We start from the raw sequence: 14,827 nt of genomic DNA on the forward strand, positions 1-14,827 counted from the left end.
GTAAGTGTTTTCTACTGATTAGTATAGCATAATTCTCTCAGATATTTCAGGACTGACCTGAAATCAAAGCGATCGGTACTGAAATTTTGGCCATATGATTCACGAGATTCGTCACACTCGCATCCATCATTTCCATTAAGGGTCCAGGATACAGCCCAATCCATAATACAAGAATTGCTAATGGAATGACTGTCGCCAATTCACGATTTGATAAGTCGGGTAGTGCGGCTGCGGCTTTAGTATTGGGTTCGCCCAATGCAACCTTTTGTAACATCCATAGCATGTAGGCTGCCGCCAGGACGATGCCGCCCATGGACAGGAGAACCATAGCGAAACTTGTCGAGGAGGCCCCGACAAGGACTAGAAATTCTCCGATAAAGTTACACGTGCCTGGAAGACCGAATGCGGCAACCGAAAACAGAAAGAAAAACGCGACAAATCTTGGCATGGGTGTATGCAACCCGCCATAGTCACCGATGGCTCGGCTATGAGTTCGGTCATACAATTGTCCAACAGAAATAAATAACGCTCCTGTCGTGAGTCCGTGATTGAACATTTGCAAGATGGCGCCTTGAATGCCCTGACTGTTGAAGACAAAAATTCCCAGGGTCACGAAGCCCATATGGGAGACGGAGGAGTACGCGATTAATTTTTTAAGATCCGATTGCGCCAGTGCCATATATCCGCCGTAGACAATGGCAAAGACGGATAACCAGAGAATGTAGGGCGCAAACATCGCTGAGGCTTCGGGAAACATTGGCAGGCAAAAGCGCAAAAATCCATAACCGCCCATTTTTAAGAGTATGCCTGCGAGAATGACGCTCCCAGCGGTTGGAGCCTCGGAATGGGCATCAGGCAACCACGTATGGAATGGAACCATTGGCATTTTGATGGCAAATGAGAGGAACAGCGCTACAAACAACCAAAATTGCACGGTAGGCGAGTAGGTTTGTTTGCTCAATACAAGCAGATCATAGGTGTGGCCTCCTTCGAGATACAGACCCAATATGCCGACGAGTAATAGTAAACTTCCTGTTAGGCTGTACAGGACAAATTTAATTCCGGCGGCGCTTTGATTGGGACCTCCCCAGAGAATAATCATGAAATACATGGGAATCATTGTGAGTTCCCACAACATGAAAAAGAGAAAGAGGTCTAGGGCCGTGAAGACGACGATCATGGCCCCTTCAACCAATAGAATGAGGGACATAAACGCGCGGACACGAGTTGTGATGGCATTCCAAGAGCAGAGGACGCACAGTGGACATAGCAGCGTTGTGAGGAGCACCAAGAGAATGCTGATCCCATCAACTCCAACGGCATATTGAATGTTAAACGTGGGCATCCATGCCATCCGCTCGACAAACTGCATGTCCTGTTGTGTGAAGTCAAAATTGAGACACAAGAGGATGCCCAATCCAGATTCTACGATTGTCGTTCCCAACGCCACTCGCCGAATCCACTCTTGATCCTGAACGAACGCGAGTAGAGCAATTCCTAAGAAAGGAATCGCTACCATCCAGCTAATCATATGATCTGCAAATATGGTCATGTGCGTGAATTGTATCGTTTATCGTGCACCCAATCGTATCGCTTCCCACTTAGGTTTTTTCGACTACACATATTCGTAAAGCCTTCTTCTCGAATCATCAGCAACGTGTTACAAACGAATTACATTAAGACATACAATAGGCCGGTTGCGAGGACCAACCAAAACACCATGACGAGTAATTGATGTTGAATGGTGCGCGATTCAACTTCTTGCAACAATTGCCCGGCTGCATCGCTCCGTTTCCCCATCCCTCTAATATTTTGATCCAATAAACGAATGTCCACGACACGCCACAGCCAACGACTGACTCCAATGCTTTGCTGTCCGATACCGATCACGGCGCGATCAATACCTTTTACATCGATGACTCTCCAGAGCCATTGAGCAAAGTGAAGAGACAATGTGGCGATCATATGAATGGCTGCATCTATCCCACGAATATCAACAATCCGCCAGAGCCAGTTGGCAAATCGAAGCGTTGGTTGAACAATATACAATTCGTACAGTTCGTCAAAATACCCTTTGTTTAAAAACATGACATACAGGGTTTTCATGAATGGTGATTGTCTGGCAAAGGGGCTTTCCGCACGTCGGTGAATCAATAAGGCATAGGCCCACCCTCCGATTGCGACGAGGAGTGGAAGAATGATCCATGGCCCTAAACCCAGAGAAGATTGGTCAAAGGCATCAATTGGAGGAGGCGAAACAGTTACGGAAAGGGCTGGGGTGAGAAATTGTGTAAACCAAGACCATAAGGCCATGAGTATCATCACCATGAGTCCGCCGCCAACACCGAGGCCTATCAGGTGAGAAGGTGAAAATATTTGAGGCCGTGCAGCCACTGATAATGGGTTCTTCGTGTCATGTTTGACAGGGCCATGTTGAAAGAGCGAGACGATTCCACGAAAAAGATATATCGCTGTGAAAAATACTGTTGTGAGCCCAATTACCCAAAACCCGATCTTGGCGGAAACAAAACTCTGAGCAATCCACACAGACTCGTAGGGACCAGAAAAAATAACAAAAGGTGGAAGGCAGGCTAAGATTAATGCGCCAACATAGAGTGTCCACGGGGGTTGCGAAGGGGCACCATGCTGAGAGGGGATATGATGGTGTGCGTGTGCTGTACGAAGGGAATTGCCAGTCGACAAAAATAAAAATGCCTTTAAAAATCCATGGGCAAGTAAATGAAATGTGGCCGCCACAAATGCGCCAATTCCGCAGGTCATGATCATAAATCCGATTTGGCTGATGGTCGAATAGGCCAAGGCCTTCTTGATGTCACTTTGGGTGAGAGACACAATGGCGGCAAATAGTGCAGTGACGGCTCCAACCACGGCGATGAGCGTCATCGCAAATGGCGAAAGGATGATCAACGGACTTAATCGAATCAGAAGAAATGGGCCGGCATTCACCATGGTTGCCGCGTGAATCAATGCGGAGACGGGCGTAGGGGCTTCCATGGCAAATGGCAACCAGACATGAAACGGCATTTGTGCGGATTTTCCCATCGCCCCAATGAATAAACACATCGGAATGATGGTGAGAGAGTGCACAGGGAAATCTAGCCCCATCCACCCCAACATATTAATCGTGTGCTCCTGCATGCTGTGAGCCTGAGACACAATGTGTTGAATGTCGAGCGTTCCAAATGTGAAGAAGGTCACGATGATGCCGAATCCTAATCCGACATCAGCCACGGCGTTGACGAGAAACGCCTTCGTGGCTGCCCGGCATGCAGATGGTCTTTCCGACCAGTGGGAGATCAAGAGATACGAGCACATTCCCATGATCTCCCAACAGATAAACAGCATCAGCAGGTTGCTGCTACTGACTAACATCAACATGGAAAAAGTAAATAACGCGATGACGGCAAAAAACCGGTTATACCGCGGATCTCCAATCATATAGTTGGATGAGTAGACATGCACCACACCGCTCACGCCTGTCACTAACAACAGGAGAAGTACGGTGAGTTGATCAACGTACATCCCTAAGTCAATGATGAGCGACCCGGATTGAAAGAGGCGGTACAGAGAAATTGAGATGGGACCATGTTGGACAACCTCGACAAATGCCCACACAGACAGAGCGAAGGAAAGGCCAATTGCAGGAATTCCGACACGGTGACCGTTCTCTCCCCATCGTGAACCGCCGAGCACAAGTGCTAGCGATGCGAACAGAGGGAGAAGTGGGATCAACGTAAAAATAGACATGGTGTGACTCAAAGGCCTGGCGGGAGAGCATGGTGAAGTATGAGCCCAACGATTGGGTCGCTCCCAACGCCGAGGATGATGATTGCCGCAGAGGTCGCTAATACACTGAATTGTAATGCTATGGGCGTTTCAGTGACCTGTGTATCCGAGGGGATCGATGGGGCTCGAAACAGATGTTCGAAAATTTTGACGAAATAGGCCAATGTGAGCAATGTGGACAGTAGGATGGCGCCAACGGCGACATAGTTATTCGCTTCGAGCGCGCCCAAAATGATGTACCACTTGCCAAAAAACCCACCTGTGGGAGGAAGGCCAATCATGCCCATGGCCATGATGACGAGTGCTCCGATCAACCACGGAGCCTGCTTGCGAATGTGTCCGAGATCCTCGACATGGCGGATGCCATATTGTGAAATGACGATCCCGATAAAGAAAAACAATGCGGCTTGCATGACGGCATCATTTAATAAGTAGAAGATGCCGCCTGCAAATCCTGTTTGATTTCCCTGACTCACGCCTATGAGGATAATCCCGATATGGGAGATTCCTCCATAGGCAAACATTCTTTTAATTTCATGCTGTGTGTATGCAAGCACGGCCCCAATGACGGTGGCAAGTGAGCCCAGGACTCCAACGAGCAACAGGACGGGAATATCTTGAATTACCGTTTGAGCCCCCAAGACCCAAAAGATAATTCTGACCCACCCAAGGAGGGCGACCTTTGTGACAAGTGCCGCTAAGATTGGTGAAACGGATTCCGGTGCACTGGAGTAGGCATCTGGAAGCCATGCATGAAATGGTACGAGAGCCATCTTGATCCCCAATCCGATAAACATAAACAGGAGACCACCGACAACCGCTCTCGATGTGAGTAAGTGAGGAAGCTTATCGGCCATATCTGCCATATTGAGTGTGCCACTTGCTGCATAGAAGTAACTGACGCCCAATAAATAGAGGGACGCTCCCAAGGTTCCTAATATGAGATAGCGAAAGGCGGCAAACAAGGCCCGACCGCCGGCGACACCCACCAGGGCATAACTGGCGAGAGCCGCGACTTCAAGAAAGACGAAAAGATTGAATAAGTCTCCGGCAAAGGCAATCCCGGTGAGGGCCGAAATAAGCAGTAAGATTAATGTATAGAAATGAACGATTCGACCACCAAGATTTTGGGGTGCGGTGGCTCCGGCGAATACCAATGCGAGGAACCCTAAAAAGCTTAACATCACGAGAATGATGCTGGCTAAAGGGTCGGCGACCCACTCAATGCCGAGAGGGGCTGTCCAGCCACTAAAGGCATAGCGAATGGTGCCGTGTTTCAACACGAAATGCAGATTGAGTAGCGAAAGCACAATCATAGCGCCAAGCACGCCCACGGAGATCAGGCGGCTCCATTCTCGGTGTTTCAGGCATGCCATTGGCATTGAAATGGCTGCAAACAATGGAAGCAAGAATAGGAGAGCTGGTACGTGTCGACTCATTCCAACCTTTTCAAAATTTCTTCTTCGTCAAGACTTCCGTATGTTCGGTAGATGGCCGAACACAAGGCTAAGGCGACTCCAAGAGTTGCCACCCCCACCACAATGGCCGTTAATGTCAGGACATGCGGTAACGGGTTGCTATAGTCGATGGCTTGGACAGGGGCCGTTGTTGACAGTAAGACTGGAACCGTCGCACCTTTCTTGGCACTGATGGTTACGAGGAAAAAAATGACGCTGGTTTGCACGAGATACATGCCTATAAGTTTTTTGACAAGATTGTAGCGCGTGACCATGATGTAAAATCCCCAAAGAAATATGATGACAAAAATGAGAAAATTGGGGCGTTGAAAGAGAGCCGCGATGACATCAGCCATTGGTTGAATCCTCAATGATTTCTTCGGCGGATAAGCTAAAGACGATGGATATGGCCGTCACGGCGACATCGACGGCGACGCCAATTTGCGTCAGAACAATGCCGAGTGACCGACGTGCCGCTGTTTCAAGGCCTGGAATTTGTAAATATGCATAATTGAGAAATTCTCCCCCTCCGATCAAACATAGTCCGCCAACACCGGCAAAAATCAGCATGCCGAGACCATCGCCATGCAAGACTTTCTTTGATAATTGACTTCGTGAGGCATCATGTCCGAAGACGAGAATGGCCAGGACCATGCTGGTGCCTAGAATGACCCCCCCCACAAACCCTCCTCCAGGTCCATATTGCCCAAAAAACAGGACATAGAGGCCAAAGAGTTGAATGACGGGTATGAGGAATCGTCCTAACGATTGAACGATGATGCTATCATGTTGTCGAATCATGAAACTTTTCTCCGCAACAATAAAACGCAAGCAATGCCAGCGGTAAAAATCACGACAGTTTCGACCATCGTATCAAGCGATCGGTAATCCATCAGCACAGACGTGACGATATTCGGAGTGTGTGTATCGTGAATGCTCTGTTCAATATAGGTTGGCGAAACATGAGCGTTCGCCGGAGAATTTGGGTCACCAAATTGAGGAAGATCCTTTGCCGCATACAGTAGTAAAATTCCCAGTAGCGGCAGTCCGATCAGTGCAGCCATCGGCGGAGGGGGACGACGAATTCGACTGTCCTTGGGGGCTGTTCCAAACAGTGTCAACAGAAATAACACCGTCGCTAAGCCTGCTCCAACGACGGCTTCCACGAAGGCCACATCCACCGCCCCCAGCCACGCCCAGACGAGCGATAAGAAAAAGCTGTAGCAGCCGAGCAGTAAAATGGCGCTCATGAGGTCTTTGACTAAAATGGCCCCAGCGGCTGTCACTAGCAGGAGAATGAGGAGAGGAATTTCAAATGAATAGATCATGTTGATTCTCTTTGCCAGGGTTTCAATCCTGCACGAAGGGCTGCGCGAATGGTGGCATGAGCGATCACGGGGTTTTGAAGGTATAGTAAAATCAAGACGGCCAAAATTTTGAGCACGTTTAAGCTGAAGCCTTCATGAACGGCTATCCCCACCAGCATCAAAAAGGCTCCAAGGGAATCAGTGATCGAGACCGCGTGCGAACGCGTAAACACATCAGGGAGACGTATCACTCCAATTGCTGCCACAATCAGAAAAAAGAGTCCGGCGAGAATGAAGATAATGGCGAGTACGTCCATCTTAGGGGAGTCCCTTTTGTTCGAGATATTTGGCGACAGCCAAGGCTCCGACAAGATTCAAGAGTGCATAGCCAGTTGAGATGTCGATGAACATCTCAACGCGCTCATGTACGCTGCCAATCAGTATGAGTAGAATTATTGCTTTCGTGGATATGCCATTGAGACCCAGTACACGGTCAAAAATGGTCGGCCCCTGAAGGACGCGATATAAATAGGCTCCAATTAATATCGCGAGGATAAGCAACACAAAGAGGAAGAAGGTATTCATGGACTTGTGCCTCCATTCCCAAACACCGAAGCAATTTTTGACTCTAACCGACCACTTCTGACGTCTTCGCTTGACACGTCATCCAGGGTATGAACGATGAGTGTCGAATCATCAACTTCGGCGGTGATCGTTCCTGGTGTCAAGGTGATAGAATTTCCCAGGAGGACCACGCCTGCTCGATTGCTCAAATTCGTCTTCACGCGGAGTAACTTGGGAGCAATGGGGAGGTTGGGGTCGAGAATCAGTTTTGTCACGTGGAGACTGCTTTGGACGATTCGGAAAAACAGCCAGGGAAGAAATAGGATCGTCTTTCCCCAGATGCGAAAATTTGGGACAAAGGGTGAATGTCCAGAATTGATCCAGGCGACTGTGAATGACGCCGCGAGCCCCAAGCTCAGATGAATCCAATCAAAACTGCCGGATAACATGACCCATAACACGAACAGTGCCGTTGTCTTGAGCAATAAAAATTGAGAGGATATGGGTCTCATACGATCTCCTTGATGCTGCTATTCGCACCTGTTCCAGGAGAGTAAACTCGTTGGCCCTCTTGGACACGCGAACTCCGTGCGTGCATTGTCATAAAAAAAGCCAATCGGATACCCTTCGATTTGTATATTCGAAAAGCCTCAGATTGGCTTGTACTGTTCCCGCCGACTAACAGTTAGCTATCAGCTCTATCTGCTATACGTATGTGTACACGAATGAATCGTGGCTCCCATAAACTCAGTCAGAATTTGACAAAGATCCTGGCAGCATTCACGGAAAATTTCTCATAGTTGTTCCAATAAACTTCCGACGTAGAATGTGGGCAAGCCAAAATGGTTCAGGGAAACTTTCTTGAATGTCGTCATGGTCTTATACCAGTGATCCATTCCTTGCTCAACAGATGAACGTGTACTGAATGAAGAATTCTCATGCCAATGGCCTGCTATGAATGACTTCCCACGTCGCATCTGGATTATACCGATGAAGTTCACATGTTTTCGGGTCTAGGGCAACAAGGTTCATCCATTGGTTATGATAAAGCTGCTGCAAAAGGACATGCTTCTGAATAATCGACGCGATGATGTGAGGCGACGCTTCAATAATGGATAGCAATCGCATGGGTTCGTGGTAATGGGTTTCGCCATCATTCACGGTCTGCAAGGGAAATCCCATTTGTAAATCACTTTGGCTTCCCAACATCACGCCCACGCCTGAAACCACATTATGAAGGACTTTGCTTCCACTTCCGTAGTGCCACGGGTCAACGCCGGAAAAGTAATAGCCTGTATTAATCCATTCTCCCACAATCAATGGCGCGGTCATGATTTTTTCGAGGATGGCGCCTTCGTTGTCTGGCTGAGGGTCGTAGGAATGCAAAAAGACTCGACCTCCTAGATCAAGTCCTTTCGTGAGCGTTCGTCTCCCTATTAAGAAGACCGCATTTCCGGCTAGTCCCCATTCTGGTCGAGGGTTCGCCCAGTCGAAACTTCGTCCATCGACATGGGTAAACGCTTGTTCGGAAGACATCTCTGTTGGTGCTTTGGGGATGCGATGACAGCGTTCCAGCGCCTGGTTCTTGCCAGCAAGTTCAAGATCTTTCTGTAATACTCGTAAATCTGTTGCATGGCTCACGGGCAAATCGTCTAGATCATAAAATGTCACTCGATCTGTTGTCGTATTATGTTTTCCAGGTAGGAACCAGGTGTCATGAGGAATCGCGAGACCGTTGCTGCGCAGGATGGTCCGGACATCTGGATTATTCGCCATGGCGGCAAACACTCGCGCATTCGGATCTCCAGGATTGCCTCCGCATGCTCCACAGTCTAATGCGCCATAATACGGATTATTATCTGTCTCGCTTCCGTGTCCGCAGAGCACGACGAAGCGACCATAATTGTGTGTCAGCCCCATCGCGCGAAGTCCGTTTTCGATAAACGTGGCTTGCTCCGTCAGCGTGAATCCGTGAGCCAGTCCAGAGGGAACGTCTTCGACCTCTTCATCTTTTTGTCGTGGCTCTTGCGTGTCAGTCGTGGAAGAGATGGACATTTCGGTCGGAACTGAGGACTGTAACCAACGTTGAATGGATGAGGTGAACGCATGAAACGGTTTGTGAACGAGAGTTTTGCCAACCAATCCGATGCTAAAGAATATTCCTAAGAGATCAATGAGCATCAATGACCCGATAGGATTATGTTTGAGATCATGAAACAGGTGATCGCCTAGTTGCTGCCATCGAGTGCCAGAAGAATATTTCTGCAATGATTCCTGTTCTCCTGGTCGAGGCTGTTCTGAAACAGCGTGGTTGGGAGAGAGTAATACCGGACAGAGAATTGCCCACTCCTCACTGTCAAAGGCTTGATGACTAATTGGAATGCCAAAAAAACCTGCAAACCCGAACGTGTCATATGGCCCTTGGACTTCGATGTGGCGGCGGAACGACTCCGATCGTACATCAATGCAGAACACCAATTGTGCCCGCGGTCTCGTGTCGTCTAACGTGGCCACTCCTCGATGATCGACAATTTTTTGGAGGATCTCTCTTCGAAAGCTTTCTTCGTAGGCTTCGAGCCATACAGGTCCATGCCGATCTGAAGGAAAGGCGTCAAGCCAATCGAGCAATAACCGTGAATCGGAGGATGCAAGGTTGTGGACATCAATGGGCGATAGTTCCAAGAATTGAGCTAGATGAAATAATCGCCATGCATCATGGCAGGTTGCATGTTCTATGGGGTTAACGGCATGAACGTCTGTTAACATTCTGGCCTGATAGTCATCCGCGTGCTTGTGCCAGTACGAACGTAAGGCTGACAGTGTTCCGTCTATGCTCCATTCTTGCTGACAGGTGACGTGTGTGAATTCCACTTCGTAGAACAGACGTACGGCGAGATATTGAATGGTATCGATGGGATGTTGTTGCTGCGCATGATATGCGGGATGTTCTCCAAGCCAACGCACATATCTGGCCCAGCCGGGTAATTGCGATAACTGGCGTGAGAGGTAGTCACGCCAGCGTTCCTGTGGAATTCCAAGGCGATGTAAATTGAAGGCAAGTGCGTCTTCAGGATGAGATGGAAGATCAAGAATTTTTTGTCTGAATCCTTGAATGCCAAGAAATTTTGCCGAATAATCGTGTTGGGCCAGTTCACGCCACGCGCGATAAAAACCTTCCTGCCGTTGCGGCATGTCCCATGACGCTAACCCTTCATCCACAAATGTTGAAATCCATTTAATCAGTTGATTGTTGATCTGCTCAACGAGGCAACTTCCAGCTAGGCTATCGACCCAGTCGCTGATTGTTCGTTGCTCTGGAATGGAAATATCTATGGATGGTACTGGGCTGTCAGATTCTTGAGCCTTGGCTTCAGCTGAATGATGATTGTCAGAAAGAGAGTCATACAGCGCCAATGAGGCTAATGTGCTTTTCCAGAGATTCGTGAGGTATGCCTCTTCAGGATACTCTCGACAATGTTCACATTCTGTGATTGTTTGCTCGACAATCCGTTTTTGGGATGCATCTGGAAGGTCCTGGCGAAATCGTTTAGTCGCTTCACCGCTGCTGAATTCCCATTGCTGGAGCGTGGGATCTAATACCTCAAATCCAAATACGATATGGAATCGCCAAACGTCTTTGGCGGTAATTTGACGACTTCCTATGTTGAGAGTGGCCTGTTGGCCTTGTCGAGGTCCGACTCGTGTGAAGGCTTGCGTGAGACTTTCCGGTGTAATACGTCCTTTGTGATAGAGCTGGCGATACTCGTGATTCGGTAGATACCCATTGCCGCCTAGAAGTTGGTGCCCTTTTCTAACGGCTTCATCAAAGGGAAGATATTCCAAGCCATGAATGGGATTTTGAGCGACCATGGTCTTCATCGGCCAAAATGGGGCGATGGGTTCACTGGCTTCTCGAATGATCTGACGTAGATGCTCGCGTGTTTCTGGAGAGAGTGTCCTCGCGTGGTCTCTTGTCGTTTCAGATAGCATCGTGACTTGGCTGTTTTACATTGTTCACGAAAAGTGATGCCTTGTATGATCCAATCATCAACGCGTTCCTGGCTTAAGACAAAGGATTCCAGTCGTTATGAAAAATGGACGAACAAAAGGCGAAGCTGAAATGGCGATTCGTCATGCCGTGCTCCAATTCGACATTGAATGGACGCCGTCTCTCGTTGTGCCTTTTCGGGAAACGTTAGGTGTGGAGCGTGTTGCGGGAGATTCCTGGCTTATGTGTTGTTGTGCCTGAATCATCGGTCCTGTCACTCTAGGGGCACCCAATGGTCTACGCTTGAACGTGAGTCATCGGGTTTCATCGCAAGGCTTAGCTATATCTGTGCTTTCTTTCGTCCCGCCTCTGGATGGTTTGACAGAGGTTGATGGTCTTCTAATCCTGTAACGATCAGGGCGGCATCTCGCTCCTTAAAGTTTTTTTCCATTTCATGGAGTTTGCCCATCGTTGTATGGTCGACAAGATATGTTTCCGACAAATCCAAGGTTACGCGTGGTTCTTCTGTCAATTGCTCCAGAGTTTTCTTTAACGCAATCCATGTACTGAAAATAGCCGAGCCTTTGACTTTGACGGTGACGCCGGTTTTCTCGTTTCGTTGGACGCTGATTTGTGGTTTGAACAGGGAGGAAGCCGGTGCGCCATTTTTTAAATGCAAAAGAATATTGATGAAAATGCCAATGGCAATACCCATTAATAAATCTGTGGCCAACACGCCAATGACTGTTGACACAAAAATAATAAATTGTTCTTTCCCCACGTGATACGTGTGAATGAATTCTTGAGGAGACGCGAGGCGAAATCCGGTAAAGACCAACATCGCCCCAAGAGCGGCAAGGGGGATTTGATTAATCACGCCTGGTAGCAATGCCACAAAGAAGAGCAGAAATAACCCATGAAATGCGTTTGAAAATCGAGTGCGTGCGCCATTGTCGATATTGGCCTTGCTCCTCACAATTTCTGAAATCATTGGAAGTCCGCCAATGAACGCGGCAATGGTATTGCCAACGCCGACGGCTAACATGTCTTGATCGTGGTTGGTCTTTCGTTTCCATGGGTCTACGCTATCGATAGCCTTGGCGCTCAACAAGGATTCAATGCTCCCAATCAGCGCAAACATGAACACGTATTTCCACCCGGTCGGGGTCATTAGTCCTGAAAAGTCGGGAAACGTGATTGCGCTGAACATACTCTCTGGAACGGCGACGAGAAAGTTTTTGCCCAGGGGGTAGTCTTGCCCATTGAATGTGTAAGTCTGTTCCTGGCTGAAATCAAAGAAAATGGCAAGCGGGACCGTGACGAACAGGACCATCATGGGGGCTGGAATCATTTTCAGCTTGGGATTGTTAATAAACAGGTAGCTAAACATAATGATCAGGCTGATGAGCCCAATGAGTCCGACAAGCGGATTCATTTCCATGACACATTGAGGGATTTTTGCGATTAACTCCAGTGGATTGCCCTCCGGGCTCACTCCCAGTGCGATAGGGAATTGTTTAGCCATAATGATGATGCCTATGGCTGCGAGAAGACCGTGGATTGCCGATGATGGAAAAAATTCTCCCAAAATTCCAGTGCGAAACATTCCAAAGAAAATTTGAAACACTCCGGCGGCGACACCGACACCTAGCGCCAGTCTGTAGGCTTGATAGTCAAGGGCTGGATCTTTCCCGCCGGTGAAGCCAAATTCGGTGACGCATCCAATGGCGATGACAATGAGGCCAGCCGCAGGACCTTTGATCGTAAGCTCTGAATTGCTAAAGAACGTTGCAATCGCTCCCCCGACAATTGCAGTAAAGATGCCGGCGATGGCAGGGTACCCGCATGCCAGCGCAATGCCTAAGCACAGAGGCAGGGCAATGAGGAAGACGAGAAAGCCTGAAATTAGGTCAGCTTTCCAGTTCTTGGGAAGCTCGGACAGTACACCTCTTGGAATTATCGTTGTTCCTGAAGTCATGAATACTCGATCCTTGTGATGTTCAGAGGATTCTTGCCTGGAAAGATGGTCTTGGATCGCTGTATTTTGCTGATGTTCGGCTTTACGCTAGGATCTTGTTTAGGTAGTGAGCGATTTGATGAAGTTGTGTGACGAGAGAGGGTGCTCAAGAAGCTGAACGAGTTGAGTGTTGACTGTTTGCTCATACCCATTTCAAGTTTTTGGCAGAAGCATCATTATTAATTGAATGCTTTCGCGTTGTCATATCCTGGCAGGGTCTGGCGATAACCCTATGATATTACGGTATTCAACTGATGAAATTGGTCAAATCTTAGATAGCTGTCATGTGTGCAGCGGTGGTCGACTCGTTTGTAGGCATTCTAACGTTACGGAGAACCGTACGAGTCATGTGCATCGTCTGTTTTGAAATGTGTCAAAAAAACCAGTCAGGTTCATGATAGACATCACTTGAACATATGACTGGTCATGATACGGTTGCTTGGCTGCGAACGATTCGTGCTTTTGGGTAACCTTGCACGTATCTGGTTAAGATGGCGCTCGCGTAAGTACCGTCAAGCCTGAAACGGTTAGTCAGATGACTTCCCGGAAACACCAAGTCCTGTTAAGTTATACCAAAGAGTTTAGGGGCTGTACAGTAGAGGCATGCCCTGCGCGAAAAATCAGCGAAAACATGTGGTGGATGGAAAGCTAGGTGCAGTATAGCGTCGGATATCTGTAGCTTTACAGGCTGTATTAGCCGTAAATGTTAAACATGACAAGGACTGAGACGATCCCAATAACAGCTAAGTCTAGTAATGGTTCCATGTTGTTGACCTCTCGCTTGCTTTCGTGTGCTGTTTTGAAAAATACATTCTTATTTATCCGAACGAACAATAGAATAAGCAAAAAACAGTCCAATATGCTTTTTGTGTTACTAATTTAATAACATGTTGAATTTACTAATATTTAATTTAATTTAATGGGAGTGATATTTTTTGCGAGGTACTTTTCGTGCATTTTCGCACGCTATTGGTTGTGCGAAATTGCACGAAAATGATGACGTACTTGGTCATATAAGCTAAAAAGGATAAGGGAAATTATTGGCTAGGGTCATCCATGGCAATGAAGCGATTCAACTATTGGATAGTCTTGCGTGGTGTATCGCGACCTCTTTTCATTCTGACATTGAGAGTTTTTATACATATTTAAGACCAAAAATGGCTTCTATCGCGATCCCTCTTTGGGGTTGAAACTTTCACCTTTTTCCACCCAGCTTAGAAAATGTGAAGATTCCGAACTATAGCGAATCCTCATACATTTCAGTCGAGCCACCATGGCTTTCCCTGCGGAATTATAGCGAAACCAAATAACTTCCAGCCGAATGTACATCATGTACACAGCGCAAACATAGAGGAAAGTTATGCCCGCCTGGATGCTCTGGATACAATTGACGGTTCAATAACGAAGGGTCAAGCAGCATTCAGTGGATCGACATGTAACTGATTCGGCATAACTGAAACGGCTATAGCCTCTGGCCCTCTCACTTAACCACAGAAAATGTTTGCACTATTTCATTATAAATCGGTTGAACAAGAGGAAATTTCATCTGCTGAGCTATCTATTAGCGAATGGAATGTTATCTTTACATAATGCCGTTGCGAAAAGAAAAAAGTGTGCGCGAGGGAGGGGTTGTAATTTCTCAAACACTATTTATTGAATGCCGCGAGCTATATTTTTGATAATTTTT

General features: G+C 47.6%; 12 protein-coding genes. 1 reads left to right on the forward strand and 11 read right to left on the reverse strand.

The window, feature by feature from the left end; all coding sequences use genetic code 11:
* Positions 1–46 precede the first annotated feature (46 nt).
* The 10 genes from ACWHX8_RS01605 to ACWHX8_RS01650 form a co-directional block, all read right to left on the reverse strand.
* Complete coding sequence (locus ACWHX8_RS01605) at positions 47–1,552, reverse strand: complex I subunit 4 family protein (protein WP_447970225.1); 1,506 nt, start codon at positions 1,550–1,552, stop codon at positions 47–49.
* A 119-nt stretch (positions 1,553–1,671) separates the two neighbouring features.
* Complete coding sequence (locus tag ACWHX8_RS01610; RefSeq protein ID WP_447970226.1) at positions 1,672–3,768, reverse strand: NADH-quinone oxidoreductase subunit L; 2,097 nt, start codon at positions 3,766–3,768, stop codon at positions 1,672–1,674.
* Between the two features lie 8 nt (positions 3,769–3,776).
* Entirely contained in the window at positions 3,777–5,246 is a 1,470-nt protein-coding gene (locus tag ACWHX8_RS01615) for a complex I subunit 5 family protein (RefSeq protein WP_447970227.1), read from the reverse strand.
* On the reverse strand, positions 5,243–5,620 hold the full coding sequence (locus ACWHX8_RS01620; protein WP_447970228.1) for a cation:proton antiporter subunit C: 378 nt from the start codon (positions 5,618–5,620) through the stop codon (positions 5,243–5,245). The genes ACWHX8_RS01615 and ACWHX8_RS01620 overlap by 4 nt, the downstream gene beginning before the upstream one ends.
* On the reverse strand, positions 5,613–6,065 hold the full coding sequence (locus ACWHX8_RS01625; RefSeq protein WP_447970229.1) for an MnhB domain-containing protein: 453 nt from the start codon (positions 6,063–6,065) through the stop codon (positions 5,613–5,615). The genes ACWHX8_RS01620 and ACWHX8_RS01625 overlap by 8 nt, the downstream gene beginning before the upstream one ends.
* Complete coding sequence (locus tag ACWHX8_RS01630) at positions 6,062–6,592, reverse strand: DUF4040 domain-containing protein (protein ID WP_447970230.1); 531 nt, start codon at positions 6,590–6,592, stop codon at positions 6,062–6,064. Before ACWHX8_RS01630 ends, ACWHX8_RS01625 begins: the two co-directional genes overlap by 4 nt.
* The gene (gene mnhG / locus ACWHX8_RS01635; protein WP_447970231.1) at positions 6,589–6,888 is read right to left on the reverse strand and encodes a monovalent cation/H(+) antiporter subunit G; all 300 of its coding nucleotides are present in this window, start codon (positions 6,886–6,888) and stop codon (positions 6,589–6,591) included. The genes ACWHX8_RS01630 and mnhG overlap by 4 nt, the downstream gene beginning before the upstream one ends.
* 1 nt (position 6,889) lies before the next feature.
* Positions 6,890–7,156, reverse strand: a complete 267-nt coding sequence (locus ACWHX8_RS01640; RefSeq protein WP_447970232.1) for a monovalent cation/H+ antiporter complex subunit F — start codon at positions 7,154–7,156, stop codon at positions 6,890–6,892.
* A complete protein-coding gene (locus ACWHX8_RS01645; RefSeq protein WP_447970233.1) occupies positions 7,153–7,647 on the reverse strand; it encodes a Na+/H+ antiporter subunit E in 495 nt (164 codons plus the stop codon). Before ACWHX8_RS01645 ends, ACWHX8_RS01640 begins: the two co-directional genes overlap by 4 nt.
* Positions 7,648–8,071: 424 nt before the next feature.
* Positions 8,072–11,125 carry a DUF2309 domain-containing protein gene (locus ACWHX8_RS01650; RefSeq protein WP_447970234.1) on the reverse strand — a complete coding sequence of 1,018 codons (3,054 nt, stop codon included), beginning with the start codon at positions 11,123–11,125 and terminating at the stop codon, positions 8,072–8,074.
* 97 nt (positions 11,126–11,222) lie between these two features.
* Here ACWHX8_RS01650 and ACWHX8_RS01655 point away from each other — a divergent pair, with 97 nt between their 5' ends.
* The gene (locus tag ACWHX8_RS01655; protein WP_447970235.1) at positions 11,223–11,384 is read left to right on the forward strand and encodes a hypothetical protein; all 162 of its coding nucleotides are present in this window, start codon (positions 11,223–11,225) and stop codon (positions 11,382–11,384) included.
* A gap of 79 nt (positions 11,385–11,463) precedes the next feature.
* On the opposite strand, the gene ACWHX8_RS01660 is transcribed toward ACWHX8_RS01655, so the two are convergent.
* A complete protein-coding gene (locus ACWHX8_RS01660; protein ID WP_447970236.1) occupies positions 11,464–13,101 on the reverse strand; it encodes a SulP family inorganic anion transporter in 1,638 nt (545 codons plus the stop codon).
* Between the last annotated feature and the right edge of the window lie 1,726 nt (positions 13,102–14,827).

The organism is Nitrospira sp. M1 (genome assembly GCF_965152605.1).

What these genes read in the sequence shown, in the direction of transcription:
- ACWHX8_RS01645 (WP_447970233.1), bottom strand. Translation starts at nt 7,647, where the DNA reads ATGAGACCCATATCCTCTCAATTTTTATTGCTCAAGACAACGGCACTG.
- mnhG (WP_447970231.1), bottom strand. Translation starts at nt 6,888, where the DNA reads ATGGACGTACTCGCCATTATCTTCATTCTCGCCGGACTCTTTTTTCTG.
- ACWHX8_RS01660 (WP_447970236.1), bottom strand. Translation starts at nt 13,101, where the DNA reads ATGACTTCAGGAACAACGATAATTCCAAGAGGTGTACTGTCCGAGCTT.
- ACWHX8_RS01640 (WP_447970232.1), bottom strand. Translation starts at nt 7,156, where the DNA reads ATGAATACCTTCTTCCTCTTTGTGTTGCTTATCCTCGCGATATTAATT.
- ACWHX8_RS01620 (WP_447970228.1), bottom strand. Translation starts at nt 5,620, where the DNA reads ATGGCTGATGTCATCGCGGCTCTCTTTCAACGCCCCAATTTTCTCATT.
- ACWHX8_RS01610 (WP_447970226.1), bottom strand. Translation starts at nt 3,768, where the DNA reads ATGTCTATTTTTACGTTGATCCCACTTCTCCCTCTGTTCGCATCGCTA.
- ACWHX8_RS01625 (WP_447970229.1), bottom strand. Translation starts at nt 6,065, where the DNA reads ATGATTCGACAACATGATAGCATCATCGTTCAATCGTTAGGACGATTC.
- ACWHX8_RS01630 (WP_447970230.1), bottom strand. Translation starts at nt 6,592, where the DNA reads ATGATCTATTCATTTGAAATTCCTCTCCTCATTCTCCTGCTAGTGACA.
- ACWHX8_RS01655 (WP_447970235.1), top strand. Translation starts at nt 11,223, where the DNA reads ATGAAAAATGGACGAACAAAAGGCGAAGCTGAAATGGCGATTCGTCAT.
- ACWHX8_RS01615 (WP_447970227.1), bottom strand. Translation starts at nt 5,246, where the DNA reads ATGAGTCGACACGTACCAGCTCTCCTATTCTTGCTTCCATTGTTTGCA.
- ACWHX8_RS01605 (WP_447970225.1), bottom strand. Translation starts at nt 1,552, where the DNA reads ATGACCATATTTGCAGATCATATGATTAGCTGGATGGTAGCGATTCCT.
- ACWHX8_RS01650 (WP_447970234.1), bottom strand. Translation starts at nt 11,125, where the DNA reads ATGCTATCTGAAACGACAAGAGACCACGCGAGGACACTCTCTCCAGAA.